The organism is Fulvimarina pelagi HTCC2506 (assembly GCF_000153705.1).
GTDB classification, from domain to species: Bacteria; Pseudomonadota; Alphaproteobacteria; order Rhizobiales; family Rhizobiaceae; genus Fulvimarina; species Fulvimarina pelagi.
This window is the reverse complement of record NZ_DS022272.1, coordinates 470,150-494,120: the sequence shown is the minus strand read 5'-3', so window position 1 is coordinate 494,120 and position 23,971 is coordinate 470,150. Positions and strand designations below refer to the sequence as shown.

The following is a 23,971-nucleotide window of genomic DNA, read 5'->3' as shown; positions in this document are numbered from 1 at the left end:
CTTTTCCATCAAAGGCTTGGGTGAGGAGAATCGGGTCGGCGGGTTCTTCGTGGCGAGATCGTGTCCGACATTCTCAAAGGTCATCGGTTCGGGGCTGCCTTCGCTGCCATTCACGCCCTCAATCTCGCGAAGAATTTCCAGGTTTCAAAAGACGTGATGCCGCCGCGCACCAGTCTGGCCCAATGAGCGCTTGATGTGACAAACGCTTGCGAATAAAGGGGTTGCGGCCCTTTGAGAGAGGGGAACCAAACCTCGGTAACCACAGATTAAGCCGCTGAGGTTTAGGTAATAGCGATGGCGGGCGAGTGTTGCGGTTTCGCACTTGCTCCTATCGCCAAATCGCAACAGTTTGCAGAGAGGTATCGGTCAACGCGACCGAACCTTAACTGCGGCATCATCCGTCAGGCACTGATAGGTATAGAAATGAAAAAGATCATCATCGCTTCGGTCGCGGCCCTCGCAGTCGCTTCCTTCGCTGGTTGCATGGGCAAGGGTAAGGGCAAGGGCAAAGAGCCCGTCGCTGCTCCGGCTCCTGTCTATGAAGAGACCTACGTCACCAAGGGCTAATCCCTTGCAGAAATTGGGGGGGTTGGCAGTAGCCGCTCCCCCAAATTCGGCCTCAATCGGCCAGTATCAGCCAAGCGTTCCCCTTTCTACACTCAGCACGTGACGTTCTTGTTTCGAACGCAGGACTGTCGTCGCAAGCGTTTAGGATCGGCCGATATGGCAAAAAGTTTCGTAAAGATCGGCGCAATAGCGCTCGTCGTCGCAGCCCTCGCCGGCTGTTCCTCGACATCCACGTCCAGCAACGTAACGCTCGGCGCACCCAGCACCAACTTCACCTCGGCTTCCGATCAGGTCAGCTTCACACCCTGGTCCGGGCGGAGCGCTGTCGGTATTCTGGACAAGCCTTATTTCATGTCCTTCCGCGCTCGAAACGCGGAAAGCTACGGCCATTCCTTCATAGCATTTGGGCAACTCGACTCGACTGGGCGCGTCCCCTACGACCGCTCGGGCGTCCTGGTCCCCTCAATGGTAGACATCGCCGGTTTCTGGCCTGAAGGCGGACCCGGCATGTATTCGATGGGCCATTTCGTCCCCGTCCCGTCCGGCACCGGGCCGACAGACGGCGACACGGAGATCGCCTACCTACAGAACGAAATGACCATCCCGCTCACCGCCGCCGAGTACCAGCGTCTCTCGGCCTACGTGCGGGACAAGCAGGCCGGCCTTAAGGTATGGAGCGCTGTCGCCTACAACTGCTCGTCTTTCAACAACGATGTTGCGGAATTCATGGGCATGCGTGGCGTCAATCACCTTTACCTCCCGAGAAACTGGGTCGCTGCCTTCAAGAAGGCCAACCCTGGCTACGATACGATCCCGGGTGTAGACATCACCAGCTGACCCATCGGCTGAAGCAATTTTGAAGCGACTGGAAAGCGGGCCAAACGGTCCGCTTTTTGCATTTCCGGCGCTGGCAATCGACCGACGGTCTCCCTATGGTCTCGCCGACCAGGAACGACCGCCAAAACGAGGCAATGTATGGCCGGACACCAGATCCCGCACTTCCAGAACGATGCAGGCTACGACGTCATCGAAATCGGCGTCACCGAGTTCATGTGCTGCGGTGCCAATCCGCCGCACGACCATCCGCATGTCTTTCTCGACATGGGCGATGAGCGGGAAAAAATCTGCGCCTACTGCTCGACCCTCTTCAAATACTCCAGCGATTTGAAAGCCACCGAGACGAGGCCGGCCGGCTGTCTGTTCGAAGGCTGAGCCGCTGGCCAAGGCCGGGAACATGCTCGGAGGAGGAGGCGACCGGACAATCGTGATTGTCGGCGCCGGTATCGCAGGCCTCACGACAGCCCTAGCACTCGCTCGGCATGGGATCTCATCGACGATCTTCGAGCGCGCCGAAACCCTCAACGAGGTCGGGGCGGGCCTCCAGATTCCGCCCAATGCCCTGCGCGTCCTCACCCGCCTGGGCCTGACCGAGAGGCTTCGGCCATACGCCGTCTCGGCGATTTCGGTCACACTTCGCGCTGGAAAAAGCGGACGCAAGCTGGCCGCTGTGCCGGTCGGATCGGGTCTCGATGCGCCCTACTTCTCGATGCACCGGGCCGATCTCCAGTCCGTTCTCCTCGATGCCGTTCGCGTCGAGTCACTCATCCATCTCGAAAGCGACCGTGAACTCGTCGCGCTGACAGCCTCGTCGCGAGGGGTCGACGCTGAATTCGTGAGCGCGAACGGCGAACGCGCCCATTCCGCGGCCGACCTCGTCGTTGCTGCGGACGGCGTAAACAGCCGCGTCGCATCACTAAACGTGCTCTCCCCTGCGACCTTCGCCGGCGCCATTGCCTGGCGGGCACGCGTGACAGGAAAGGTCGCACTGGATTTTAACGCGCGCTCGGGAGGCATCACCGCGTGGCTCGGCCCCGCAAGACATGCCGTCGCCTACCCGATCCGCTTTGGAAATGAAACCAACCTCGTTCTCGTCGAAAAGGCCGGCGCCGAACATGCAGCAGGTGGCGAGACCGTTCCCCGGGGCTTCTCCAATTGGGATGCCGTTTTGCGACGTCTCATCGACGAAGCCGGCGCCTTCACGCCCTGGCCACTGCTGACGGCACCGGCCGAGCGACCTTGGGTTATGGCGGACCGGCGCACGGTGCTGATAGGCGACGCCGCCCATGCGATCCTGCCCTACGCTGCACAGGGCGCCGCAATGGCCATCGAGGACGGGTTTGTACTCGCTCGCACGATCTACGACGATCCAGATATTAATGCGGCACTCGGCCTCTTTGAGGCTCAGCGGCGCGAACGCGTCGCACGTGTAGCGGCGAGGGCCCGCTTCCACCGCTTCGTCTATCACCTCCCGCCACCGCTCTCCCTCGGTCGAGATCTCGTCATGGCGGCCATGCCGCCGTCTCGTCTGCAGAAGTCGCTAGCCTGGCTTTACGACTGGGACCTGGCCGATTCGGCTTGATCGCACAGAAGTCAGCTTGCGTTCATCTGGGGCGCCCTATCTGGACACCTACAATACCGTGCGCGGCGTTAAGTGTCTGACACCGCGTTAAGAACCGAAACGTGAGTGGAAAAATCATGTTTGACATCAAGAAAGCCGGCCGCTTCGCGTCCGTCGCGACGCTCGCGGCCTCGACCGCGCTAGCCGGTCCGATCTCAGCCTTTGCGGCGGATCAGGCCGCATTCCGGGTTGCTCAAGCCGAAGAGGAACTGCCACCGGACGCTGCACCGCCGGCCCCCGAAGAGGCCCCGCAGGCAGAAGAGCCGGCTCCCGACGCGCAGGAGCCTATGCCGGAACCCGAGCCCGAACCAGCGCTTGAGCCGGAACCAGAGCCAGCACCTGAGCCGGAACCAGAGCCAGCACCTGAGCCGGAACCAGAGCCAGCGCCCGAGCCGGAACCGGAGCCAGCACCCGAGCCGGAACCGGAGCCAGCACCCGAGCCGGAACCGGAGCCAGCACCCGAGCCGGAACCGGAGCCAGCACCCGAGCCGGAAGCAGAGCCAGCACCCGAACCGGAACCAGAGCCAGCGCCTGAGCCGGAACCGGAGCCAGCACCTGAGCCGGAACCGGAGCCAGCACCTGAGCCGGAACCAGAGCCAGCACCCGAGTCGGAATCCCAAGCACCTGCCGAGGAAGCCGCACCTGCCGAAGAGCCGGCCCCAGAGCCAGAGCCTGAAGCACCTGCGGAACCCGAGGCAGCTCCTGCTCCCGAGCCGGAGCCCCAGGTGGATGCCGCGCCGGCCGAAGAAGCAAGTCCTGCTGCGGATGCTCCTGCTGCGGATGAGCCTCAGGCCCAAGAGCCTGCCGCTACCGAGGAGCCGCCTGCCGTAGAGGAGACTCAGCAGGAGGAACCCGCCGAAGACGCTGCTCCGGAGGCGACCGCAGAGCCGGAAGCCACCGAAGAGCCGGCGGCCGAAGTGGAAGGCGGAACACCGGAAGCTGCAGGCGAGGAAGCACCAGCGGCATCGGACGCGCCAGCCGATGGTGGCGAGGAGCCATCTGCGGCTGCGGCGACCGGACCCGCCGAAGAGGAGCCGCAGGCAGTTTCTGAGGAGATCCAGACCGAAGAGGTTCCCGAGGGAGGCGTTGCCGCAAGCGATGCCCGCGTACAGACGCTTGCCGCGCCTGTCGGGGAGATCCCGTCGGCCACAGCCGAAGAGGGTGAGCGGATCGATTCTACGACCATCAACAATTCGACGGTCACCGATAACTCGACGACCACGAACAACACCACGACGACCAACAATACGACGGTCAACAACACGACCATCGTGCGAGGTCCGCAGCCGGAAGTACCTCCGGGCGTGGAGGTGGTCGAGCGTGACGACGACGGTCGCGAAATCCTTTCGCTCGTGGGAGCCGGCCTTGCCGGAGCCGCAGCGGGTGCCGCCGCGGCTTACTTCATCCGTAGCGACGACACGAGTCGCGTCGCGGTCGATGCTCAGGACCAGTATTACGAGAGACTCGGCGGTGGCCGGGTGCGCGAGACGATCGTTCGCGAGAACGGCGTGCAGGTCGTGACAATCACCAATCGCTACGGTGAAACGATCCAGCGTTCGCGTATCCTGCCGGACGGCCGGGAGGTCGTGCTGTTTTACGATCCCTATGCGGAAAGCGACACCGCCGAGCCGCAATTCTACTACGATCCCGGCGCCGAGTTGCCGCCGATCCAGTACGCGATCCCGGAATCGGACTACATCGTCGACGTCGCCGAGCCCGATCAGGCTCTCTATTACCGCACCATCGTCGCTCCGCCGGTAGAGACGGTCGAACGGATCTATTCGGTTGACGAGGTGCGCCGTTCCAAGCGCATTCGCGACAAGGTCCGCCGGATCGATCTCAACACGATCAATTTCGGGTTTGGATCAGCCGAGATTTCACAGGAACAGGTTTCGAATCTCGAAGCGCTTGCACAGGCGATCTCGGAGGTGATCGATCAGAACCCGGACGAGACCTTCATCATCGAGGGTCACACGGACGCCGTCGGCACCGATCTCGCAAATCTCAAGCTCTCAGACCAGCGGGCCGAGACGGTGGCGGCGGCACTGACCAACTTCTTCGACGTTCCGCCGGAGAACCTGATCACCCAGGGCTATGGCGAGCAGTTCCTGAAAGTGGATACTCAGGATCAGAACGCTGAGAACCGCCGCGTGACGGTCCGTCGGATCACGCCGCTGGTGAAGCCGGTGCAGACTTCGTCGGCGCAGTAAGCGCGACCGCCAAGTCCACACGAACAAGGCCCCGGATCGTCCTGATCCGGGGCCTTTTTCATGGCCGTGCTGAAAGGTTTACCTTACTCAGCTGCATCCTGCAGGGCGACCGGCGTCTCGGCCTGACGGCCTCTGAGGCCGAGGATGTGGCAGATCGAATAGACGAGATCGGCCTTGTTCATCGTGTAAAAGTGGAAGTCCGAGAAGCCGCGGTGGGACAGGTCGAGCACCTGTTCGGCGCAACAGGCCGCCGCCACGTGGCTATGTGTCAGCGGATCGTCTTCCAGTCCTTCGAAACGGGCCTGCACCCAGTCTGGGATCGAAGCGCCCGCCTTGCCTGCGAAGCTGGCAATCTTTGTAAAATTATGCACCGGCGCGATCCCCGGAACGATGGGGATATAGATACCCGCCTTGCGCACGCGCTCGACATAACGCTCGAAGGTATCGTTATCGAAAAAGAACTGGGTAATTGCGCGCGTCGCGCCCGCATCCATTTTGCGCTTCAAGAGATCGATATCCGTCATCAGGTCGGCGCTCTCCGGATGCTTCTCCGGATAGGCCGAGACAGACACTTCGATATCCTCGTCGATCTCCTTGATACCCTCTGTCAGTTCAGCACCGTTGCGATAGCCGTCTTCGTGGCCATGCCACTCCTCGCCGACGCCGAGCTGGCTATCGCCGCGCAAGGCGACGAAATGCTTGACCCCCGTCTGGCGGTACTGACGCACGACCTCGTTCACCTCTTCCTTCGAGGCGTCGACGCAGGTCAGATGTGCGGCCGGAGTAAGATTGGTTTCTTTCAGGATGCGCTCGATCGTCTGATGCGTGCGTTCGCGGGTTGAACCGCCGGCGCCATAGGTAACCGAGACGAAGTCAGGTTGTAGAGGAGCGAGCCTTTCGATCGATTGCCAAAGGGTCTGCTCCATCTTTTCCGTCTTGGGAGGGAAAAATTCGAACGAGACGCGAATTGGCTGCGAAGTCGGACGCGGTTTCAACATATTTTCTGATCTCCGTTTCTTCGCCGGTGCCCGGCTGATGAACTTGGTTTACGGCTGACTGGACGAGTTCAGGCGACGGCCATGGAAGGGTAGACCTCGTCCGGCGCGAGAAGCATGCGCCGATCCTGGCCGATGCAGATGGTGACGGTGAGCCCGCCGGTTTCCGCCGCGCCGGAGCGCAGATGCTCGACCGCACGGGTTTCGAGCCCAGCCTCGTCCAGAAAGCTCTTGAGGCTGTCCTCGGGAAATCCGAGGCGCAGATGGGCGTGTTCGGTTCGCAGAAATTCCATCTCGTGCGGCGCGAAGTCGACGATGACCAGCCGGCCACCCGGCGCAAGCACCGAGGACGCCTCACGCACGGCGCGCATGGGCTCGTCAAGGTAATGCAGCACCTGGTGAAGAACGACGAGATCATAGGTCTCGCCGTTTGCGGGAAGATTGTAGGCGTCGCCGACGCGAAGCTGCGCATTTTTGACCTTCGCGTCGTCAAGCTTGGCGCGGGCTGCCGAGATCATCTCGCGCGAGGTGTCGACACCGAGCATGCGTTCACAGCGATTTGCGAGCATCTCCATCATCCGACCCGTGCCGGTGCCAATGTCGAGCATAGTCCCGATCCGCTGCTTGCCGAGAACACGGTCGAGAGCAGCAGCAATTTCGGCATCCGGCACGTGCAGCGCGCGTATCTTGTCCCAATGTTCGGCATTTCGCGCGAAATAATCGGCGGCACGGCGAGCCCGATCTGCCCTCACCTCTTCGAGGCGCTCGCGGTCCTTGCGGATGATCGCGTCGTCCACTTCTATTCCAGTTTCCAGCGAACGCGCGAGAATTCCAGCAGGGTGCCGGTCGGCCACGCGAAAATAGGCAAAGGCCCCTTCCTGATAGCGCTCGAGCACGCCACATTCGGACATAAGCTTGAGGTGACGCGAGATCCGCGGTTGCGATTGACCGAGAATGGTCGTCAATTCACTGACAGTCAGGTCGCACGACTTCAGCACCATAGCGAGGCGCAGTCTGGTGGGCTCAGCCAATGCCTTGAGGACATCGACGATGCGTTCGAAATCGAGTGTCGGGGCCGAAGCCATTGCGGTCTCCTATATCGACATAAAGATATGTTTATGTGATTTCAAAATGGTTCGCAAGGGATGAATTCTGATATCGATTTCGCGGTCCGGATCACGGAAACGCAGTATTTGGGAAGGCTTCTCCGATGACTGAGTACGCGGCCGCAAGAGAGGGCGAAGTCCGCTTCTCGTTTTCCGAAGACCGGCCTTGGGACGCCGGTCTGCGGTTCATCGGCCGCATCGAGTCACCGTGGAAGCAGCGCCGCGACTGCCCGAAGAACCTGCGCCAGGCGCGTGAGCGGGACGAGGCGGCGGCCGTTCAGATCTTTCCTCCTTTCGAAGAAGCGCTGACCGGCATCGAGAGCGGCGCCCATGTCATCCTGCTATCGTTCCTCGACCGGGCCGAGCGCCACCTTGCACTTCAGATGCCTCGCCATGCCGAGGCTCCGCGCGGCACGTTCTCCCTGCGCTCGCCGGTGCGTCCGAACCCCATCGGGCTGCATCTCGTCAAACTTCTCTCCGTCGATCAGACAGCCGGTCGTCTCGAAATCGATGCTGTCGACGTTTTAGACGGCACGCCGCTGATCGACATCAAGCCTTATCTCGCGAGCGTCGATACACCGCCCGAGGGCGACGGCTAAGAATGGCGACCGAGCGCCACCGGCTGATCAAGAGGGCGGTCACCGCCCTTATCCCGCGTGCGCCGTTCCTCGACGCCGAAGCGATCCGCCAGGCGTCCCGTGCCCAGCACATGCGTGGTCTGAAGCCGGAGGTGGCCGTCTGGCTCGCGACGATCGCCCATATCCGGCACCAGCACACCGACTACGACGAGTTGATGAACGACGGCTATGAGAAGGATGCGGCGCGATTCTTCGTCCTCGACGATACCAACGATATCCTCGACGATTGGGGCGCCTCTCGCCGGCTCGATCCGGATGCGGACGAAGAGAAGCGGCCGGAGGACCCGGTCGATGGCGGCGAGCCCGCAGAGGCTGACGAGATTGTCGATTGGCAATAGTTGAGGGGGCCGTCAGCTTCCGCCGGCCGTGTTCTCCGATTCCGAATCGAACGTCCATACTCGATAAAGATATACAATCAGAATGATCACGAGGACGGCGTTCGACACTGGACCGACATAGTTTTCGACGGCTTCGTATTGAGAGCGCAAAAAATACCCTGCGAAGGCTAGGAGACTCGTCCAGACCGCACTGCCCATCGCCGAATAAATCAGGAATTTCCAGAGCGACATGTGGGCGATGCCGGCCGGCACCGAGATGAGCGTACGGACGGTCGGTACGAGCCTGCCGAACAGTACTGCTTCCGGGCCATGCCGATTGAACCAGTCATTCGCCTTGTCGACGTCCTGTGGCCCCATGGTAATCCAGCGGCCGTGCTTGGCTGCGAATCGCTTGGTCCTGCGCAGCCCCATCCATTCTCCGACGTAGTACCAGGGAATAATGCCAAGCAGCGAACCGATCGTGCCCGAAATAATGACGGTCGCAATACTCATTGAACCGGTCGCCGCCTCGTAGCCGGCGAGCGGCATGATCAGCTCTGACGGGATCGGTGGGAATATGTTCTCCAGAAACATCAGAAGTGCGATGCCGAACGGCCCGAGCGTGTTCATCATCTCGCTGACGAAGGCGTCCATATGGATCCCGTTCTGTTGGTCTTGATCGTTGCAGGCGGCTGAGAGAGTGCCCGAGAGGCGGCACATACGGCGGTGGGACGCAGGAAAAAGGGCCTTCGAAGAAAAGGCGCGTTCAGGGTTTCGGACCTCGGTGGCCTTCCCTCAAAGAAAGCGGCGTACCGCTCACTCCGTGGCAATCACCGTGAGGATTGCCTCTTCAATTTGCCGCGCCGTATAGGGCTTTTGGAGGATCGGATAACGCGTCCACTCATAGGGCACGCCTTCGCGGCCGTATCCAGTCGCGAAGACGATCGGAATGCCCATATCCTGAAGGGATTCGGCGATGGGGAACACAGTTGCATCGCCAAGATTGACGTCGAGTACCGCAACGCCGACTTTCGTATCTGCCTCTACCATACGCTGCGCCACCTTCAGTCGCATGGCCGGTCCTACGACTTCGCAGCCAGCCTCGATCAGCGAGTCCTCGAGTTGCATCGCGATTACGCCCTCGTCCTCAACAACGAAGACCGAGAGGCCGGAAATGGTTTCCGTCGACTTATGTGATTGACGTCTCAATGTCCCCTGCCCCCGTCTGAACGATCTCGAACCGGTACTGCAAGCCTCGTTCGCCAAGTTTCAGCGTGAGCGCGCGGCCGGATTGATCACTAGCGATGCATATAAGCACCCTGATGCCACAGGCGGCCGTCTGTGTCTTGGCCCCAGGGTCCGGAAACGTCGCGAACCAGGCGAAGCGCAGCAATCTGTCGCCACCGCGGACCTGCGCGGATCTTTTTCGATGGAACGTATCGCTTCGAACCCACCGCTTCAGCGAGCGGCGTGAAGCTGCGTTCGTCTAAAGCACACGTAGTCGGTCGGACACCATTGCCGAAAAACAGGTCCGCCCAGTACTTGCGCTCAGATCTTCAGAAATCAGAGGAAGAGACGATCGAGCAGTGTGCAATCGCCGCTGTGTCTCGATCATATTGTGTTGACGTATCTGAAGCACAAAATACGCCCTTCAGTATCGCCTCAGTGAGCCCTGCAGGCCGCGCCCGACGGCCCGCCAGAGGACCAACACAACTTAGGCGGAACACAGCGGCGAAGTCCTATCCATCGCCGCCGGTTCGAAAGTTACCGTGTTAGCCGCTTATATGTTGGCCGCTTCGGGTTCACAGCTTCCGGTCCAAGACGACGAATCTTGTCCTGCTCGTAGTCCTCGAAATTGCCCTCGAACCATTCCACGTGGCTGTCGCCCTCGAAGGCGAGGATGTGGGTGGCCATGCGGTCGAGGAACATCCGATCGTGGCTGATGACCACGGCGCAGCCGGCATATTCCTCCAGCGCGTCTTCCAGCGCCGTCAGGGTTTCGGTGTCGAGGTCGTTGGTCGGCTCGTCGAGGAGGATGACGTTTGAGCCGGACTTCAGCATCTTGGCCAAATGGACGCGGTTGCGCTGGCCGCCAGAAAGCGTGCCTACCTTCTGCTGCTGGTTCGGACCCTTGAAGTTGAAATTGCCCACATAGGCGCGGGAGTTCATCTCATATTTGCCGAGCTTCATGATGTCGACGCCACCCGAGATTTCTTCCCAGACGTTCTTGTTGGCGTTGAGATCGTCGCGGCTCTGGTCGACGTAGCCGAGGTCGACCGTCTCGCCGATCTCGATCTTGCCGGAATCGGGCTCCTCCTGACCGGTGATCATACGGAACAGCGTCGTCTTGCCCGCGCCGTTCGGACCGATGATGCCGACGATGCCGCCGGGCGGAAGCTTAAAGGAGAGGCCGTCGATGAGCACGCGATCGCCATAGCTCTTGGTGAGGTTGTCGACCTCGATGACCTTCTGACCAAGGCGCTCCCCCGTCGGGATGACGATCTTGCCGTCGGCCGGCTTGCGGTTCTCGGCGGCCTCGACGAGCTCGTTGTAGGCGCGGATACGGGCCTTGGACTTTGTCTGACGGCCTTTGGCGCCCTGGCTGATCCACTCGCGCTCACGGTTGATCGCCCGCATGCGGGCATCGTCATCGCGGCCCTCCTGCAGCATGCGCTTGGCCTTCTTTTCCAGATAGACCGAGTAGTTTCCCTCGTAGGGCACGCCATGGCCGCGATCGAGTTCGAGGATCCAGCCGGTGACGTTGTCGAGGAAGTAGCGATCGTGCGTCACCATGAGGACGGAGCCTTCGTATTCGCGAAGGTGCTTTTCCAGCCAGTTGATGGTTTCGGCGTCGAGATGGTTGGTCGGCTCGTCGAGGAGCAGGATGTCGGGTTTCGACAGGAGCAACTTGCACAGCGCCACGCGGCGCTTCTCGCCGCCGGAGAGCGGGCCGACCTCGGCATCGCCCGGCGGGCAGCGCAGGGCGTCCATCGCCATCTCGACCTGGTTCTCCAGATCCCAGAGGTCTTGGCTGTCGATGATGTCCTGGAGTTTAGCACCCTCGTCCGCCGTCTCGTCGGAATAGTTCATCATCAGTTCGTTGTAGCGATCGAGGATCGCCTGCTTGTCGGCGACACCCTCCATCACGTTCTCGAAGACGTTCTTCGTTCCGTCGAGCTGCGGCTCCTGCGGCAGGTAGCCGACGGTCGCCCCCTCGGCCGCCCAGGCCTCGCCCGTGAATTCCTTATCGACGCCCGCCATGATCTTGAGGAGGGTCGATTTACCGGCGCCGTTGGGCCCAAGAATGCCGATCTTGGCGTCCGGGTAAAAGGAGAGGTGGATGTTGTCGAGGACCTTCTTGTTGCCGTAGGTCTTCGAAAGGCCGGACATGTGATAGATGAATTGGCGTGCCATGGCGCGCTTGGCTCTCCGATATCGGTCAAATGCGGGATTTGGAGTCGCGACCGATCTAAGCCATCGGACAGCGTTTCGCAACGCGGTGAAACAGCGATTGGACGCGTCTGAAGCAGGTCTCTGGAACCGTTTTATTCAAAACGGTTGCTCAGGAAGGCAACAGGCGGGCCCGAACTCGCTTCAAGTGCCCGTGGAGCCCTTGCGCGTGGGCGGGGCGCCATACATTGTCTGCGAAGTTTTCATTGCGCTTCGATGGCGAGATATCATCGAGAGACGTACACCGGTCACTGTCCATGAGTCGCCAAACCCTCTTCCTGCCAGCACAGGGCCATTTCGTCCGGCCTCGGCTCGGCCTTGCGAAACCGGCGAAGAAGCTCGCCTGGTTCGGGCTCACGCTGTTCCTCGTTGGCATCCCGCTCTATCGACTGGGCGGCATTTCCACGACCGCACTGACGGCGACGCTCTCGCTCTCCTGTGCCATGCTCATCGTCGCCCTCGTCGTCGGCCTGACCGGTATGGCGCGGGCTTGGTTTCAGGCAGCACGCGGCGGATCGAGTGCATTCGGCGCTGCCTTCATTGCCTTTATCGGTCTTTTGCCTTTCGCGTTCATCGCGATGCTGGCCGCGGAAAATCCGGCCACCAACATCGCTTATACTGGCGGCTTCGCTACCACGGAAACGGCTGGGGACGGAGCGAGTGGCAGCCAGCCGGTGACCGTTGCGGCCGCGGCTGCTGCAATCCCCGCCCGCCGCTACGCCGCTCCGCCCGTCGAAGTGGTCGAAGCGGCGCGCACGGCTGCACTCGATTCCGGATGGAGGATCGAAGAGATCCTGGCTGTAGATGCCGAAGACGGATCGGACACGACCGACGATCCGCTCGGCGTCATCCGCGACAGCGGCGCGGTGCCGCTCCCGACCCCGCGTGATAGTGTCGATACTCAGAGTGTCGATGACCGACTCGACCTGCCGGTGCGCGAGGCCTACGACGTCGAGGCTACTGCGTCCGATTGGCTGCTCGGCCTGCCGAGCGACGTGACGGTCCGTATCCTTGCCGAAGGCAACGGCACCATCGTCGACGTTCGCGCGGCCTCCCGCGAGATCGCCTATGATTTCGGCCAGAACCGCCGCTTCATCGAAAGCTTCTTTACCGCGCTCGACCTCGCCATGGCCGGCGAGGAAGATGTCTCTAGCTGATCGCCTGCCGCTTCTTCGGCGCATGGCGGCTCAAGGTCGCGCGAGACATGGACGAGCAAAGGCATCCCTCGGAACCGTTCCTTATCAAATTCGCGTTCTAATCATGTGGCTCGAGGGACGTCTGCCCTTGGCGACGCGGCTTTGAGAGCCGACCTTTAGTCCTCAGGATCAGGGATCGCCTCCGGTAAAGTTCGATGATTCGTTTCGTCCTCAAATCGGCGTTCGTGATCGGCCTCGCCTCGCTCCTCATTCCCGGCCTTGGCTCGGGCGAGGAGGATGTCGAACTCGATCCCTTTCAGGGGCTGATGGGCATGCGCGCTGCCGTCGAGGATGTCATGGGGTTCTGCACCCGCGCGCCGGAAGCTTGCGAGGTTGGTTCGCAACTCGGCCAGTTCGCGCTCGATCGGGTCGAAAGCGGATTCGCAGTGGCTCTCGACGCCGCAGGCCCGAGCGTGACAACGAATGCCGCTGAGGGTCTGGCCATCAGCGACGAGAAAGCCGACCCTGGGACTGACTGGGCCGCGATCCATCCCGCGCTGCTAAATGAACTGTTCCGCGCCGTCGAAACGGACGGGCGAATCGAGGCGGGGGAAATCTCACCCGAACTTGTCGACGCGGTTCGCAGAGCCGCCGATCTTGCCGGACGCCGTACGCCAGCCGATGCATCACCTGCGGTGCCGTCGAAGGAGGCGGGCACCGAAGCATGGATGAGTACCCCTACCCTCTCGGCGGTTCCGACGCCGCGCTCCCGTCCCGGCCTGTAAATCGGGCATGCGCCGGTCTATATGCCGGACATACGCAGAGCCACGAAGGAGGCCTTCCTTGCAATCGATCGAGGACATCCTCTCTGATTTCGAATTTCTGGACGATTGGGAAGACCGCTACCGTTACCTCATCGAACTCGGCCGCTCGTTGCCCGCCATGGACGAGGCGGAGATGAACGACAAGACGAAAGTCCAAGGCTGTGTCAGTCAGGTCTGGCTCGTCAGTGAGATCGACCAGTCTTCGCCGCCGCGCCTCATCTTTCGCGGGGACTCAGATGCCCATATCGTGAAGGGTCTCGTGGCGATTGCGCTCGCGCTCTTCTCCAACAAAACCGCGCCGGAGATCATCGAGACGGATGCGAGCGCCACTTTCAACGAGATAGGCCTTCAAGAGCATCTGACACCGCAACGCTCGAACGGTCTGAGAGCGATGGTCGACCGGATCAAGCGCGACGCGAACGCCGCGCTCGAAAGCGTCTGATCCGCCTGACCGCGGTTCCTAGCGGTTAGCAATCTTCGGCCTTGCATCGGCCTGCCTCCATGTCCGCATGGCGCTGGCACGGCGAACTGGGGCGCCGGTGAAGCCGTAATGGCGGGCGAGGATGCCCAGCCCCGCCTTCAGAAGCATCTTGGCCGAGCGTGCCGGCCAGCCGCGCTCCCGCTCGACAAGTTCAAGCCCCTTCAGATGGCAGGCCACATCGAGGACGAGGTCCGAAAGCTCCGGGCCGATCGCTGCAACCGCCTTCTCGATCCGGTTCCGCGCGTCGATCGCGTTGTCGGAGAGATCGCGCGCCCCGCCCGGCACCGACCTCTCGCGCGGCTGGAAGTTCCAACTCTGCGCGACCGATGGCATCAACGAACCACGGGTGTAGTCAGCCCGCAAACGCTCCGCTGCGTCACGCTCGGCCTCGGACAAAAAGGCCGGCTGCCGGCCCCGCTCGACGGATAGCCGTGTGACCGCCCAATCCTTCTCCGCCTGAAAGTTCATGCAAGCCAGTTCCGTGCGCTATCTTCGAGGAGTGCGCTCCGCACGAGGTGAGCCAGTCGTTCGAGATGGCCGATCCGCGCATCGAATTCGGGGTCGTCCCGGCGATCCTCGATCCGCCGCACGGCATGGGCGATGCTGGTCCGATCCCGACCGAAAGCCATGCCGGAGCGGATGAGTGAAACCTGAAAAACGACATGAGCAATGTACATCGCCACATGCCGTGCCTCGCAGACCGGTGCGAGCGATCGGTTCGGCTTCTCTATCGCTTCGGGATCGATATCGAGAAACACGGCCGCGATAGCGATGGCGACGCGGCAGAGCTTGGCGTCCTCCTGCGCGCTGAGGCGCCGGTCCTTGCCCGGATCGAGGGCCGGCAGCACAGACTTCGCCGGTAAAACTGGTTGATGGGTTTCCAAAATTCGGTTCATGGCGTCCTTCCAGAGTGTGACTGAACTCATTGAGAAGCCATTTCTCATGACGGGGACAATTTTCCTATATTGCTACGGCGGTTTTCACACAAGCTTTCCTGCGAACCTTTTCCGCGGGGGATACGCGCGCCTCGATCGTGAACACAGGCGTTAGTTAATAGGTATTTTTTCCTCATCTCAATCGCATGCCGTGATTATGAGGGTGATCAACCCTGACGGCAGGACTGCATGGACGAAAGAAAACTCAAGGCCGCGCTTCGACAGGCGGCAAAAACCTATGCCGAAAATTGCCGGCGGGCTCATCAGATTCCGCTTGAGGTAGCCGAGCTCGGCTTCATCGCTATGAACGCCGGTCTGAGCGACGTGGTGGCCTCAATCCGTCTGAATGAACGGAATATGCCGAAGACTCGGTTTTCTCGACAGGAATGCGATGCGAGCGCACTCGGACCTACTCTTTCGGCAATCCCGGATGATGAACGGGCGACGCTAGTCGAAAGGGTCCGCCGCGAACTTGCGACCATGAAGCGGTTCGCCCGAACTTCCGACGCCCGCTACGACATCAACCGGCACGCCGCGCTGGCGCGTCTCCATCGGCTGCTAATAGGAGGACGGACGGGTGAGCGCCGACCCGGTGCCAGGGAACATAATAAAAGGCGCCCCGCAGAAGCGGAACGCCTTTCGTCGATCGGTCAGAAATTGCCGAACCAGATGGTGAGCTGTTCTCAGTAGACGATATCATTGGCCGCGGCTTCACCGGCATCCACGGTGTTCCCGACATCGGCGCCGACGCCGCGAACTGTATTGGCGCAGGCACCAAGGGCAAAGAGCGATGCGAGGAGTATGAAAGCTGCGGTCAATCTGATGGTCATCGTTGGCGCCTTTGCGGTGACAGGAATCGTGCTTTTCTCAAATGCTTGAACGATCTTGCCGGTTCCCCAAAGAGTAGATTGCCTGGCTACCGGTGTCGCTCGAACTGTCTCCAAAGGATTATTCGAGGAACATGTTGGAATTTGCCGCAGTGCGAAACAAATTGCGGAACGAGCGCCGCGAACGGGCGGCCTACTCCAGATCCAGCCTACCGAACAGCGAGAGCCAATCGTGACAAGTCAGGCATCCCTCGACACGGCAATCTCCCACCCGAGTGAGCTTCTCGTCCTCGTCTTTCAAGGCGGCGGCGCCCTCGGTTCTTACCAGGCCGGGGTCTTCGAAGCGATCGCCGAACGGGACGCTCGGCCGGACTGGATCGCCGGCATTTCGATTGGCTCGATCAATGCGGCACTGATCGCCGGCAACCCGCCGGAGCGTCGCGTGGAGGCGCTGCGCGGCTTCTGGCACACCATCTCGTCGCTGGTGACGTTCGATCCGCCGCTTCCAGGCGTCGTCGCCCGCAGTGTCTTCAACGAGGGCAGCGCCACTGCCTCGGCGCTGCTCGGCATTCCCGGTTTCTTCAGGCCGCGCTTTCCGCCGACCTACATGTTCCCGAGCAACGACCCCGGCGACCTCAGCTATTACGACACGGCGCCGCTCAGGGACACGCTGCTGCAATTCTGCGACTTCGACTATCTTAACGACGAGGGACCACGCGTGAGCCTCGGCGCCGTAAACGTGCGAACTGGAAACTTCTGCTATTTTGACAGCGCCGACACCCGGCTCGCGCCCGAACATGTCATCGCGAGCGGAGCGCTACCGCCGGGTTTCCCGCCAGTGGAGATAGACGGTGAATGGTACTGGGACGGCGGCATCGTCTCGAACACGCCGCTGCAATACGTCCTGGAGCGCGATCACGTACACGACATGGTGGCTTTTCAGATCGATCTCTTCTCTTCGCGCGGCGAGTTGCCGGAAACGATCGAAGACGTTTCGCAGCGTGAGAAGGACATCCGCTATTCCAGCCGCACGCGACTTGTCACCAACTATGTGAAAGAGCGTCAATGCGAGCGCCGCGCGGTCCACCGGCTTCTCCAAAAACTGCCCGATACGCTGAAGGACGATGCCGACGCGCGTTTCCTAAGCGAACACGAAACCGACGCCTCGGTCACCGTGGTCCATCTCATCAACCGGGCGCGTGAACACAGCCGCGGGTCGAAGGACTACGAATTCTCGCGTCATACGATCGATGAACGCTGGAGCGACGGCTATCAGGATGCCATGCGCACCCTCAACCATCCGGCCTATATCAATCGGAAGAAACCCGACATCGCAATCGAGGTCCTCGACCTCGGCACCGGAGAGGATCTGTCACATGGCCGATCGAACGGTGTCGGTCAGCGCCGTTCATCTTGACGAAACGGCTCCAGACCTCGACTTAACATTAGATTCTGTCTAATGGCGCCGCATCGACGCAAGTCGTCGATTGCAGACATCGTAGGACTACGAGTGGTCAAGCTCGGGCAAGGCCCGAACACTCAGAAGGCCGCTTCGAAACCAATCAGGAATGAGAGTCAGTATCCGTGTCGCCCCTTGCCTTCTCCCGTATCCGGCGTGAATTCCGCCGGCGCAAAGGCAAGCGGCAGAGGCGGATCTCGGCGATCCTCAGGGCGTTCTCCAATCGCAGGACGGCAAGCGACCCCACGATCGAGGATCTTTCGCTCGCCTTCGACACGAGGGCTTTTGGGGCCTTCTTCGTACTCTTCGGAAGCCTCAACCTCGTGCCACTTCCACCGGGCGCCTCCACCATCTTCGGCCTGCCGCTGATCCTCTTCACGCTGCAGCTTGCTCTAGGTCGCCACAAGGTCTGGCTGCCCCAGCGGGTGCGCAAGATCAGCCTCAAGCCGGAAACGCTCGCCTCGCTTATGACGCGGATCGGTCCTTTCATCCGCCGTGCCGAAAGACTTGCCCGACACCGGCTCTGGCCTCAGCCCGAAGCTATGCTGCTAAGTCTCGTTGGCTGGGTCTGCCTGTTCCTTGCGTTGATTGTCACAATCCCCTTCCCGCTTACCAACATGGCACCTGGCATTGCCATCGCGATCGCGGGCATCGCGATCACAGCGCGCGACGGCTTGTGGCTGATTGCCGCGGCGATCCTCGGTCTCGCATCGGTCCTCTTTCTGGTCGGCGTCTACGGCGGCGCGGTGCTCGCACTGCTTCACATGTTCTGATTGATCCCCAGTTTGCTTCGATTTCTTGCCGATGGGATGGGCCGAAATCGGACTTCGTGCGTTTCCGGTCACGACACCCGCTAGAAGGAGACGCAAACTCGATGGCCACCAAACGCAGACGCAGAACTAGCACCTCCGCCGTCCCTTTCTTTCCCAAATCCATGATCGAGACAAACGCGATCATGCTGGGCGCTCCGTTCGTCATTGGCGCACGCATGATGCAGATGGCAATGGCTGGACCTCAGCCGAGCGAAAAGGAAAGGCGGGAAACTCAGAGAATGGTCGCCGAAAAGGTCGCGGCGGCTCAGCAGTCTGCGCTCGCCTTCAATCAAGCGATGTTCAAGGCGGCGATGGACGTCCCGCTCGCGATGATGAGCGCCAATCCGCTGGCGAAATCCATGGATACGGTCGCGTCCGCTGCCATAAAGCCCTACAGCAAGCGCGTGCGGGCCAATCGTAAGCGCCTCTCGAAATAGAAAATAGCGGTTCCTACCGGTCGTCATCGAGCCAGCGCCACTGGCGCTGCTGCCACAGCTTTTCGCCGATAAGGCAGTCGACGTCACCGGATTGCTGGGTTTGAACGACCGGCGCGTCGAATGAAGGATGCCGCGGATCGGTCCTGTCCACCGGCCAGTCGGCGGCAAGTTCAAGGACCAGCTTGCGGCGCACTGCTTGCGGAAATTGCGACCAGTCGTTGACCGGGATAACGAAGGAGCCCTGGCCGCCGATGACGCACGTTTCGTAATAGTCGTCTAGATTGTCGATTGCCGCCCAGGATGTATATCTGTCGGCTGTCATCAGTGGCAGACCATTAATGACGACCCCAGCAGCCACCGCCTGATCGCGCGCATTCGTGATGGCAGGACCCTGATTGTTGGGCCCATCTCCCGAAACGTCGATCACCCTTTTCATGCCGGAAAATCCGTTTTCTTCAAATAGCCGGGCGCCGTAGCCGACGGCGCCGGAAATCGAGGTCCGCCGTCTCCGGCTGGGCGGCTCCGTCGCTAAGCGATAGGCGAAAGCATCCGCGCTGGCCTTGGAATCGAGCAAAGTCCAAGGGATGACCGTGGCTTGTGAAAACTCTCCGGCCCACTCGACGTAAGTAACGGCGATCGAACCGTGGACCCCATCCAGTATAGCATCCTGGACCTCCTGAGATCTGAAAGCCGCTGCATAACCGTCGCGCTGAATGATCTGTTCGCCGTCGCTCATCGACCAGCTGACATCGACTGCAACGACCAATTCGACATCGACCGGCCGGCCGTCGTCCATCGACGCACTTGATCCAGCACTGAAATCGCCGAGGCCGCGTCCTTGCGCTTTGGCCTCGGTCGGCAATGCGCATACGAAGAACACGGCGACCAGGAGGCCGACACGCCGCAGGGCGAGCGGTGCAAGGTGGTCAAGAAGTCCTGACATGCTTGCAAGCTCACCCTTCGCGAGCATCGCGCGCAAGACACGAATGCGTAATAGGCGCGAACCAGACTCAGTTTACGTTCAGTAGTCAGGTTTCTTTAGAAGAAACGTTGGACACCGCTGAATATCAGGCTCGTAGACTTCGCTCTTCCAGCGATCCTTTTCAACGGCCTCGAGCGCGATCGAAACCGCGCCCTCCCGAGACCCGAACACCTTCATGATGGTCGCTGTGATCTCGTTGGAAAGGATCTCTTTGCGTTCGTCGTCGAGATCGATCGGAAAATGCTTGATTGTCACATGGGGCATCGGCCGACGGCCTCTCGAAGTTGAACGCTCGGCTGGAACGAAACTCGCCTCAGGAGCGCGGATTGGTGGTTACCCTGGATGGCCCAAGTCAGTCTCTGGCACGCTGACCGAAGAGAATGCTTTGCGCCTTCTCGTCGCTTTCGAGTTTCATCTTCTCGCGCTCTTCTTTACCAAGCGCCAGCCCCCTCTCGACCGCCGGCCGCGCGAGCATCGTTTCGAACCAGCGTTTGAGATTCGGGAAGTCGTTGATGTCCTGCCCCTGATTCTCGTAGGGCACCACCCAGCCGATCGAGGCGATGTCCGCGATCGAATAGAGCGAGCCCGCGAGATACTCGTTCGCGGCAAGCCGCTTGTTCATCACGCCATAGAGGCGATTGGTCTCGTTGGTGTAGCGGTCGATGCCGTAGGCGATCTTTTCCGGCGCATAGTTGCGGAAGTGGTGCGTCTGCCCGGCCATTGGACCGAGACCGCCGACCTGCCAGAACAGCCATTCCTCCACCGCAATCTGCTCACGGCCGCCCTGCGGATAGAACTGGCCAAACTTGCGTCCGAGATATTGCAGGATCGCTCCGGATTCGAAGATGGACACCGGCTCGCCGCCAGGGCCTTCTGGATCGACGATTGCCGGCATTCGATTGTTCGGGGAGATTTTCAGAAAGTCCGGCTCGAATTGATCTCCCGCACCGATATTGACGAACTTTACGTCATAGGGAACGCCAAGCTCTTCGAGCATGATAGAAATTTTCCAGCCGTTCGGGGTCGGCCAGAAGTAAAGCTCGATCGGTTTGGTTTGGCTCGTCATAAATGATTACCCTTCGCTTAAAAATGCCGCACATTCGCCCACGGAAAGCGCCTCTAAGGCCAGAAAAGTCCTTGCCGTCATTGTTTCGGCCCATTTTTGCCACCATCCGTGGTCTATGCTAGGTGGCAGCTAGGTGCCGTGGGGACGGTGCCAATGTGGGGTTGGGGACGCAGCGTTCATAAAATCGGACATTCGCACCCCCGCAGTCAGCCTGGGTACAGGTTGGCATGACATGACAGACGGTACGACAAAGGGGGAAACGCTCATGGTTAAGCGACTTTCGTTCGTAACGACACTCATAGCTCTCTTCGGTATGGCAATGAGTGCGCTTGCTCAGAACACGGTCGAACGTCCGAACAGCGCTGTGGCGTCTATCGCAGGCGATCACTGTGATTACACTCAGGGCATTGTCTGCAAGATCGAGCGGATGCCGCTCTCTGCGACTGCAAAGTTCTGAATTTTCGGGCGCGTATGCGCCTCTGGCGGATGCTGCCAACCCGCGCAACGATCGCCGTTGGTCTCACGTTCTCTTTAGCCCGTTAGTGGGGCCTTCGAGCACGACCCCAAGAGACGCCTTCAGGCGCAACTGTTCAGCGAAGAAAAGACTACTCTAGCGGTCGGGCGTGCTCCCTAGTGAGACACCGGAAAAGCTGCACATACGATAGCTTCAGTTAGGGCGCGATCGCCCTGCATTAGAGAATGCCCGGCTCCGCGGGATCGACCTCAATCAATGAAGCGGCAGTGGAGACTGTCTCCGCCGGTCAACACGCAATTCTGCGCATCTCGCGCGCCGGACGGGCAAGTGCTGATCCTCTAGCCCAAAATCGACAATTGCCGCCCTCGGTCAGGTTCGGTCCGGGAGGATCCGATCTGGTGGACGGTGCCCGTCCATCAGTGTCCGCACATTGATAATCACCTTCTCCCCCATGTCGATCCGGCCCTCCAATGTAGACGAGCCCATATGTGGTAGGAGTACGACCTTTCCGGACGCGGCAAGCTTCATCAGCTTGCGATTCGACGAAGGCATCGTCTCGAAGACGTCGAGGCCGGCCCCGGCCAGTTTTCCTGCTTCGATCAGATCGACCAGCGCCTTCTCGTCGATGACGTCGCCGCGTGCCGTGTTGACGATAAAAGCATTCGGCTGGATGAGCGCCAGTCGACGGGCCGACAAAAGGTGGAAGGTTGCGGGTGTCGACGGGCAGTTCACCGAGATGATGTCGGCGCGAGCCAGCATCTGATCCAGGCTTTCCCAGTAGGTAGCGCCGAGTTCCTTCTCAGTCTGCAGATTGACCCGTCGCCGGTTGTGATAATGGATTTCGAGGCCGAACGCCTTCGCGCGCCTTGCAACCGCAGTCCCGATCCGGCCCATCCCGACGATACCGAGTTTCTTGCCCCAGATACGTCGCCCGAGCATCCAGGTCGGAGACCATCCGGCCCAGGGTTCCGGCGCCTGAAGAAGGTTTGCTCCCTCTACCAGCCGTCGCGGCACCGCAAGGATGAGCGCCATCGTCATGTCGGCGGTATCCTCGTTGAGCACCGTCGGCGTATTGGTGACGTAGATGCTTCTCTCGTGCGCGGCGGAGATGTCGATATTGTCGATGCCGTTGCCGAAATTGGCGATCAGCTTGAGCTTCTCGCCGGCCTTTTCGATGATGTTGCGGTCGATCCTATCGGTGATAGTCGGCACCAGAACATCGGCTTCGCGGACTGCGGCAACGAGATCGAGGTGCGACATTGGCCGGTCGTCGACATTCGTTCTGACGTCGAACAACTCGGCCATGCGCAATTCCACCGGAGCGGGGAGTTTGCGCGTGATCACGACGAGCGGTTTCTGGCGCTCCGACATCGAACCCACCTCAAGCAATCATTAACCGAACGGGGCGATGATCGTTTCCAACCGCTCACGCCACCGTCCTAACAAGTCGCGACCGCGAAAACAAAAGGTTTCACGCGGCAGGTTGGACGCTGAGGTCGGTAGAACGCATTGCAGATCGAGGGGCTCATGCCGCGCACGCTCATCAAGTCGACGATCCACTCAGCCCGCAGTGCCGTGCAGGCAGCTTCACGTCTGCTTCTCGCCGGCAGCGTCTTCGTCGTCTCGCTGACAACGATGCCCTTGCCGTCCGCGGCTGTCGAAGTCGGACGCTATTCGAAACTGCCGCTACCCCGTTATGTCAGCTTGAAATCGAGCCGCGTGAACCTCCGGAACGGACCCGGCCGCGAGCACAAGGTCAACTGGCTCTATCTGAAGTCAGGGCTCCCGGTAGAAATCATCCAGGAATTCGACCATTGGCGCAAGATACGCGACGCCGACGGAACGGAAGGATGGGTCTATCACTCGCTGCTGTCGGGCGAGCGTACGGCAATCGCCGCGCCTTGGCTTCGGGGAAAGGACGCGCTGGTCGATGTCCATATGAGCCCAGCGAAAGACGCGCCGCTAATCGTCAGAATGGAGCCAGGCGTCGTTTCGAAAGTCGAAAAATGCAATGCCGGCTGGTGTGAGATTGCCGTGTCGGAGCGTGTCGGCTTCGTGGAGCAGAACGAAATCTGGGGTGTGTACCCGGACGAGCCGATCGAGAATTGACGGCCGAGAGTCGGGCGGCAGGATTCGACCACCGACGACTTTCAGATCCTCTAGTACGCGCGGTCACACGGATGAACCTCAGTCCACGCGATCGACCGAAGCTGCATTTATCGGATTACACCAGAACGGAATTCTGCTCGGCCGTCCGAATTATCGATACGAAAACGCACTGACTTTTCGGCACGTGCCGAAACCAAATCAGAATTCAGTGTCGTGGGTCAGCTCAAGCCGTCGGTTTGCGGCGCAGGCGCACAACGATGTCGACATTCACGATCTCCATGCCTTCCGGCGGCTCAGGAAGCTGGCCGAGATCGAGAGCACCGGCCGGGATGTCGACCATTTCGCCGTCGTCCTCGATAAAGAAATGGTGGTGATCGGAAGCGTTGGTGTCGAAGTAAGTCCTCTGACCCTCTGCCGAGAGGGGACGCACGAGCCCGGCATCCGTGAACTGATGCAATGTGTTGTAGACGGTCGCCAACGAGACCGATTCGCCCGCGTCCTGAGCCTCGGCATGGAGATCTTCCGCCGACAAGTGACGGTCGCCGCGTCCGAACATCAGGTTGCAAAGAGCGACGCGCTGACGTGTCGGGCGAAGGCCGACGGATCGCAGCTTCGAAAAGACACAGAATGACTGGCTACGCGCCGGAGTTTGCATGGTAATTATCTGCCTGCCCGATTTCGGTGTTC

The 23,971-nt window shown here is 60.6% G+C and carries 28 protein-coding genes; 15 read left to right on the top strand and 13 right to left on the bottom strand.

Annotation, left to right across the window (positions count from 1 at the left end; genetic code table 11):
* The first annotated feature begins 423 nt into the window (after positions 1 to 423).
* The 5 genes from FP2506_RS18640 to FP2506_RS02290 all read left to right on the top strand — a co-directional run bounded on the left by FP2506_RS18640 (position 424) and on the right by FP2506_RS02290 (position 5,235).
* Positions 424 to 567 carry a hypothetical protein gene (locus FP2506_RS18640; RefSeq protein ID WP_007065759.1) on the top strand — a complete coding sequence of 48 codons (144 nt, stop codon included), beginning with the start codon at positions 424 to 426 and terminating at the stop codon, positions 565 to 567.
* Between the two features lie 156 nt (positions 568 to 723).
* Positions 724 to 1,404, top strand: coding sequence for a hypothetical protein (locus tag FP2506_RS02310; protein WP_007065758.1), 681 nt, complete (start codon positions 724 to 726; stop codon positions 1,402 to 1,404).
* Positions 1,405 to 1,542: 138 nt separating this feature from the next.
* Positions 1,543 to 1,779, top strand: coding sequence for a zinc-finger domain-containing protein (locus FP2506_RS02305; RefSeq protein WP_007065757.1), 237 nt, complete (start codon positions 1,543 to 1,545; stop codon positions 1,777 to 1,779).
* A 22-nt stretch (positions 1,780 to 1,801) separates the two neighbouring features.
* Entirely contained in the window at positions 1,802 to 2,986 is a 1,185-nt protein-coding gene (locus FP2506_RS02300) for an FAD-dependent oxidoreductase (protein ID WP_007065756.1), read from the top strand.
* Between the two features lie 116 nt (positions 2,987 to 3,102).
* Positions 3,103 to 5,235: an OmpA family protein gene (locus FP2506_RS02290; protein ID WP_007065755.1), complete on the top strand. Its 2,133-nt coding sequence runs from the start codon at positions 3,103 to 3,105 to the stop codon at positions 5,233 to 5,235.
* A gap of 83 nt (positions 5,236 to 5,318) precedes the next feature.
* On the opposite strand, the gene metF is transcribed toward FP2506_RS02290, so the two are convergent.
* Positions 5,319 to 6,233: a methylenetetrahydrofolate reductase [NAD(P)H] gene (gene metF / locus FP2506_RS02285; protein WP_040488848.1), complete on the bottom strand. Its 915-nt coding sequence runs from the start codon at positions 6,231 to 6,233 to the stop codon at positions 5,319 to 5,321.
* Between the two features lie 68 nt (positions 6,234 to 6,301).
* Positions 6,302 to 7,315 carry an ArsR/SmtB family transcription factor gene (locus FP2506_RS02280; protein WP_007065752.1) on the bottom strand — a complete coding sequence of 338 codons (1,014 nt, stop codon included), beginning with the start codon at positions 7,313 to 7,315 and terminating at the stop codon, positions 6,302 to 6,304.
* A 125-nt stretch (positions 7,316 to 7,440) separates the two neighbouring features.
* Between FP2506_RS02280 and tsaA the strand changes: the two genes are divergently transcribed.
* Both tsaA and FP2506_RS02270 read left to right on the top strand, forming a co-directional pair.
* Positions 7,441 to 7,935, top strand: coding sequence for a tRNA (N6-threonylcarbamoyladenosine(37)-N6)-methyltransferase TrmO (gene tsaA, locus FP2506_RS02275; RefSeq protein WP_007065751.1), 495 nt, complete (start codon positions 7,441 to 7,443; stop codon positions 7,933 to 7,935).
* Between the two features lie 2 nt (positions 7,936 to 7,937).
* The gene (locus FP2506_RS02270) at positions 7,938 to 8,312 is read left to right on the top strand and encodes a DUF2293 domain-containing protein (RefSeq protein ID WP_007065750.1); all 375 of its coding nucleotides are present in this window, start codon (positions 7,938 to 7,940) and stop codon (positions 8,310 to 8,312) included.
* Between the two features lie 12 nt (positions 8,313 to 8,324).
* Here FP2506_RS02270 and FP2506_RS02265 read toward each other — a convergent pair whose 3' ends face one another.
* From FP2506_RS02265 to ettA, 3 genes are all read right to left on the bottom strand, one after another.
* Positions 8,325 to 8,945: a DedA family protein gene (locus FP2506_RS02265; protein WP_040489314.1), complete on the bottom strand. Its 621-nt coding sequence runs from the start codon at positions 8,943 to 8,945 to the stop codon at positions 8,325 to 8,327.
* Positions 8,946 to 9,107: 162 nt separating this feature from the next.
* A complete protein-coding gene (locus FP2506_RS02260) occupies positions 9,108 to 9,500 on the bottom strand; it encodes a response regulator (protein WP_007065748.1) in 393 nt (130 codons plus the stop codon).
* Positions 9,501 to 10,055: 555 nt separating this feature from the next.
* Entirely contained in the window at positions 10,056 to 11,705 is a 1,650-nt protein-coding gene (gene ettA / locus FP2506_RS02250) for an energy-dependent translational throttle protein EttA (RefSeq protein ID WP_007065746.1), read from the bottom strand.
* A gap of 293 nt (positions 11,706 to 11,998) precedes the next feature.
* Between ettA and FP2506_RS02245 the strand changes: the two genes are divergently transcribed.
* The 3 genes from FP2506_RS02245 to FP2506_RS02235 all read left to right on the top strand — a co-directional run bounded on the left by FP2506_RS02245 (position 11,999) and on the right by FP2506_RS02235 (position 14,143).
* A complete protein-coding gene (locus FP2506_RS02245) occupies positions 11,999 to 12,898 on the top strand; it encodes a DUF1499 domain-containing protein (protein ID WP_007065745.1) in 900 nt (299 codons plus the stop codon).
* A 194-nt stretch (positions 12,899 to 13,092) separates the two neighbouring features.
* Positions 13,093 to 13,662: a DUF5330 domain-containing protein gene (locus FP2506_RS17850; RefSeq protein ID WP_007065744.1), complete on the top strand. Its 570-nt coding sequence runs from the start codon at positions 13,093 to 13,095 to the stop codon at positions 13,660 to 13,662.
* 58 nt (positions 13,663 to 13,720) lie between these two features.
* On the top strand, positions 13,721 to 14,143 hold the full coding sequence (locus tag FP2506_RS02235; RefSeq protein WP_007065743.1) for a SufE family protein: 423 nt from the start codon (positions 13,721 to 13,723) through the stop codon (positions 14,141 to 14,143).
* 18 nt (positions 14,144 to 14,161) lie between these two features.
* On the opposite strand, the gene FP2506_RS02230 is transcribed toward FP2506_RS02235, so the two are convergent.
* From FP2506_RS02230 to FP2506_RS18895, 3 genes are all read right to left on the bottom strand, one after another.
* Entirely contained in the window at positions 14,162 to 14,650 is a 489-nt protein-coding gene (locus FP2506_RS02230; RefSeq protein WP_007065742.1) for a DUF6456 domain-containing protein, read from the bottom strand.
* The gene (locus FP2506_RS17845; protein WP_202814191.1) at positions 14,647 to 15,108 is read right to left on the bottom strand and encodes a helix-turn-helix domain-containing protein; all 462 of its coding nucleotides are present in this window, start codon (positions 15,106 to 15,108) and stop codon (positions 14,647 to 14,649) included. Before FP2506_RS17845 ends, FP2506_RS02230 begins: the two co-directional genes overlap by 4 nt.
* Before the next feature lie 692 nt (positions 15,109 to 15,800).
* Positions 15,801 to 15,947 (bottom strand): entericidin domain-containing protein, encoded by a 147-nt coding sequence (locus tag FP2506_RS18895; RefSeq protein WP_007065739.1) that lies wholly within the window; start codon positions 15,945 to 15,947, stop codon positions 15,801 to 15,803.
* A 229-nt stretch (positions 15,948 to 16,176) separates the two neighbouring features.
* Here FP2506_RS18895 and FP2506_RS02215 point away from each other — a divergent pair, with 229 nt between their 5' ends.
* From FP2506_RS02215 to FP2506_RS02205, 3 genes are all read left to right on the top strand, one after another.
* On the top strand, positions 16,177 to 17,361 hold the full coding sequence (locus tag FP2506_RS02215; protein ID WP_007065738.1) for a patatin-like phospholipase family protein: 1,185 nt from the start codon (positions 16,177 to 16,179) through the stop codon (positions 17,359 to 17,361).
* Between the two features lie 167 nt (positions 17,362 to 17,528).
* A complete protein-coding gene (locus tag FP2506_RS02210) occupies positions 17,529 to 18,176 on the top strand; it encodes an exopolysaccharide biosynthesis protein (protein WP_007065737.1) in 648 nt (215 codons plus the stop codon).
* Between the two features lie 182 nt (positions 18,177 to 18,358).
* Positions 18,359 to 18,652 (top strand): hypothetical protein, encoded by a 294-nt coding sequence (locus FP2506_RS02205; protein WP_210160423.1) that lies wholly within the window; start codon positions 18,359 to 18,361, stop codon positions 18,650 to 18,652.
* Positions 18,653 to 18,665: 13 nt separating this feature from the next.
* On the opposite strand, the gene FP2506_RS02200 is transcribed toward FP2506_RS02205, so the two are convergent.
* From FP2506_RS02200 to FP2506_RS02190, 3 genes are all read right to left on the bottom strand, one after another.
* Complete coding sequence (locus FP2506_RS02200; protein ID WP_148227446.1) at positions 18,666 to 19,595, bottom strand: DUF1194 domain-containing protein; 930 nt, start codon at positions 19,593 to 19,595, stop codon at positions 18,666 to 18,668.
* Positions 19,596 to 19,673: 78 nt separating this feature from the next.
* A complete protein-coding gene (pptA, locus tag FP2506_RS02195) occupies positions 19,674 to 19,898 on the bottom strand; it encodes a tautomerase PptA (RefSeq protein WP_007065734.1) in 225 nt (74 codons plus the stop codon).
* 88 nt (positions 19,899 to 19,986) lie between these two features.
* Positions 19,987 to 20,700, bottom strand: a complete 714-nt coding sequence (locus FP2506_RS02190; protein ID WP_007065733.1) for a glutathione S-transferase N-terminal domain-containing protein — start codon at positions 20,698 to 20,700, stop codon at positions 19,987 to 19,989.
* 265 nt (positions 20,701 to 20,965) lie between these two features.
* Here FP2506_RS02190 and FP2506_RS02185 point away from each other — a divergent pair, with 265 nt between their 5' ends.
* Entirely contained in the window at positions 20,966 to 21,157 is a 192-nt protein-coding gene (locus tag FP2506_RS02185; protein WP_040488847.1) for a hypothetical protein, read from the top strand.
* A gap of 387 nt (positions 21,158 to 21,544) precedes the next feature.
* Here FP2506_RS02185 and FP2506_RS02180 read toward each other — a convergent pair whose 3' ends face one another.
* Entirely contained in the window at positions 21,545 to 22,546 is a 1,002-nt protein-coding gene (locus FP2506_RS02180; protein WP_007065731.1) for a 2-hydroxyacid dehydrogenase, read from the bottom strand.
* Between the two features lie 156 nt (positions 22,547 to 22,702).
* On the opposite strand from FP2506_RS02180, the gene FP2506_RS02175 reads away from it, so the two are divergent.
* On the top strand, positions 22,703 to 23,284 hold the full coding sequence (locus FP2506_RS02175; RefSeq protein ID WP_148227445.1) for an SH3 domain-containing protein: 582 nt from the start codon (positions 22,703 to 22,705) through the stop codon (positions 23,282 to 23,284).
* A 223-nt stretch (positions 23,285 to 23,507) separates the two neighbouring features.
* Here the strand turns inward: FP2506_RS02175 and irrA are convergent, their stop codons facing one another.
* Positions 23,508 to 23,939 carry an iron response transcriptional regulator IrrA gene (gene irrA, locus FP2506_RS02170; protein WP_040488846.1) on the bottom strand — a complete coding sequence of 144 codons (432 nt, stop codon included), beginning with the start codon at positions 23,937 to 23,939 and terminating at the stop codon, positions 23,508 to 23,510.
* Positions 23,940 to 23,971: the final 32 nt, after the last annotated feature.